The sequence below is a fragment of the Porphyromonas crevioricanis genome, from assembly GCF_900167225.1.
In the GTDB taxonomy this organism is placed as follows: Bacteria; Bacteroidota; Bacteroidia; order Bacteroidales; family Porphyromonadaceae; genus Porphyromonas; species Porphyromonas crevioricanis.
Genome location: NZ_FUXH01000027.1, coordinates 1 through 2304, shown reverse-complemented (window position 1 = coordinate 2304; position 2304 = coordinate 1). Strand labels below are relative to the sequence as shown.

Sequence of the window (2304 nt, the reverse complement as noted above, 5' to 3'; positions counted from 1 at the left end):
GATAGGATTGATGATGCTGCAGATATAGCCAAGGCTGCCGACAAATTGGATGATGCAGCAGATGCAGCCAAAGCTTTGGATAAAGCAATGGTGCCCAAGCTGGAAATGCCGGTAAAGAATATTGAAAGTATTCCAGAAATCAAAGAGTTTAGTAAATGGTTTGACGACTTACCTCTTGAAGATTTTGAAAGAATATGGAAAGATGAAGGCCTGAGGAGCAAAATAGAGTCACGTATACGGTATTCAGGAGGATTACACGAATGGCTGATGTGTTCAAGAGCAAATATATTTAAGAAATGGGGTGTTAGTATGGATGACATAAAAAAACTAAGGACAAAAGTAGATGATGTGATTTTCAAAAATCCTCCAGGAATACACGGAGGACCTGGTTCAACCAGAGCCCACAATGAGATTCTTGATTTAATCGATAGTTCCAATTCCTATGTAGAGTTTAAAGAAAAATTGATTAGTTGGTCTGAGAAACGATTAGAAGGAGGAAGTAAAAAATTACCAAGCGGATTTTCGAGTAAAAATATATAAATATGAGAGCACAAAATAAAGTTTCAGTCCTTGTGGCAAATTTCCCATCAAAGACATATTTAGAGGAATATATTCAAGAACATTTCACCAAAGAAGGAGATATGTTCTCTGATTTAATGAAAGACTTGGATGCTGATTTTATTGATAATCAGTTTATGGAAACGCTATTTGTTGAAAAAACATTAACTATCTCCGATCTTGTTGATTTTTCATACTCGGAAAATTTTATTCATAAAATTTCGTGTGATATGTCAGATTCTAATTGCGCTATATTTTTGTATGATTACGAGCAAAAAAAGGATATTCTATCAAAAAAAATAAAACTCATTGGGGTTTTTGACTATCGATAAACATGCCTCTTTCTAATTACTGACGACCTCGCAGGACTTTCTGGCAGCACAACAGGAGAACAGGGCCATGTTGGAAACCCTTGCTGACAAGGCTGCCAATATGAGTGCCGAGGGATGGGGAGACTTTGCCGGGCAGGTGCTGTTCGAGGTGGGAACGGAGGTTGCCACCGCAGGAGGAGCCGCAGCACTCACAGCCGTAAAAGCTGCCGATAAGGTGGTGGATGTTGCCAAAATAGCAAACAAGGCAGATGATTTTGTTGATGTCGCCAAAGCGTTGGATAAGCTGGATGATGCAGCTGATATAGCCAAGGCATTGGATAAAACAAAGGTGCCCAAACTGACCAATCCAGTGATGAGACAGGCAGACGATATAGATTCCTTTAAATTGTTAGATACAGAAGGAAATGTTGTAGCTTTGATGAGCTTGTAAAAGCAGGGACTATGGGAGATAATATTACTCCTCATCATATGCCATCTGCAAAATACCTAGAGATTAATACGGATATCAAATATAAAGATGGTGTGGCGATGAATATGGAGCAGCCCTCCCCGGGAAAAGGAGGACGACATAGAAAGACGTCTACATACAACAATAATATGACAAAAGCTGAACAGCAATCATATTGGAATTTGTCTACGAGAGAAGCATTAGCTCATGATATTAATGATGTAATAAAGATTTATAAAGAACAAGATTTATACAATGATAAGATTAGAGAAGGATTGCTTGAAGTGATTATAAGAAATAAAGAAAAACATCCTATTTTTTTGCAAAAATAGTATGAAATCGATAGAAGATTTAAGACTCCAATTGGTGAAAAATAAATTGATGAGAACTCAAGAAGAGGTAGAGTTGTTTGAGTCAGCCATGAATGAGTTATATAAAGAACCCAATCTGAATAATATTGATTATTTCTGTGAGGCATTTAATGATGCCACAGAGCACCATGAGGTGATGTTTGGGCTGGTACATGGAATAGAAAATTATTACAAGTTATTCGGTGTGGATAACTATTTTGATAAGCTAGTAGATGCTTTGGCTAAAATGGATAACAATTCAATTGGATGGCAAAATATAATATTCTATAGGATATTAAATACTGATTGGGGGAGAAAAGCTTTAGCTGATAAATTAAAACAAAAGAATGATGATATAAGAAATTTCATCCTATGTGCTATTAATCGAATCAAGCAGGAAGACAATGAGAGATTTGGTTATAAAGCAGATGAAATACTTAATACATTTTAAATTACCCCTCCATCCCTTATTGTTAATATTCAAAATTTAAACAACACTAAAAATATCGGCTGGCTTCGCCGACCAGTTGAAGCAAGATGGAGAGATTTTGAATTCTCTCGGTTCTCTGGTCGGTAAGGCCGGAACCTGGATCTACCGTAACTCTGCCGTAAATTT

5 protein-coding genes are annotated in these 2304 nt (G+C 36.8%); all 5 read left to right on the top strand.

Features of this window, described 5'->3' with window-relative positions:
• Positions 1 to 540: hypothetical protein (locus B5D48_RS09145; RefSeq protein ID WP_159445550.1), on the top strand; the 540-nt coding region annotated here is incomplete at its 5' end.
• A gap of 2 nt (positions 541 to 542) precedes the next feature.
• Complete coding sequence (locus B5D48_RS08975; RefSeq protein WP_023939012.1) at positions 543 to 890, top strand: immunity 22 family protein; 348 nt, start codon at positions 543 to 545, stop codon at positions 888 to 890.
• A 67-nt stretch (positions 891 to 957) separates the two neighbouring features.
• On the top strand, positions 958 to 1320 hold the full coding sequence (locus B5D48_RS08970; protein WP_023939011.1) for a hypothetical protein: 363 nt from the start codon (positions 958 to 960) through the stop codon (positions 1318 to 1320).
• Positions 1321 to 1331: 11 nt separating this feature from the next.
• Positions 1332 to 1670: a hypothetical protein gene (locus B5D48_RS08965; RefSeq protein ID WP_023939009.1), complete on the top strand. Its 339-nt coding sequence runs from the start codon at positions 1332 to 1334 to the stop codon at positions 1668 to 1670.
• Position 1671: 1 nt separating this feature from the next.
• Positions 1672 to 2139 (top strand): Imm30 family immunity protein, encoded by a 468-nt coding sequence (locus B5D48_RS08960; RefSeq protein WP_023939007.1) that lies wholly within the window; start codon positions 1672 to 1674, stop codon positions 2137 to 2139.
• The last annotated feature ends 165 nt before the right edge of the window (positions 2140 to 2304 follow it).

Bases quoted from the DNA above. Each gene is read 5' to 3' on its own strand.
- B5D48_RS08960 (WP_023939007.1), top strand. From the start codon at position 1,672: ATGAAATCGATAGAAGATTTAAGACTCCAATTGGTGAAAAATAAATTG.
- B5D48_RS08975 (WP_023939012.1), top strand. From the start codon at position 543: ATGAGAGCACAAAATAAAGTTTCAGTCCTTGTGGCAAATTTCCCATCA.
- B5D48_RS08965 (WP_023939009.1), top strand. From the start codon at position 1,332: ATGGGAGATAATATTACTCCTCATCATATGCCATCTGCAAAATACCTA.
- B5D48_RS08970 (WP_023939011.1), top strand. From the start codon at position 958: ATGTTGGAAACCCTTGCTGACAAGGCTGCCAATATGAGTGCCGAGGGA.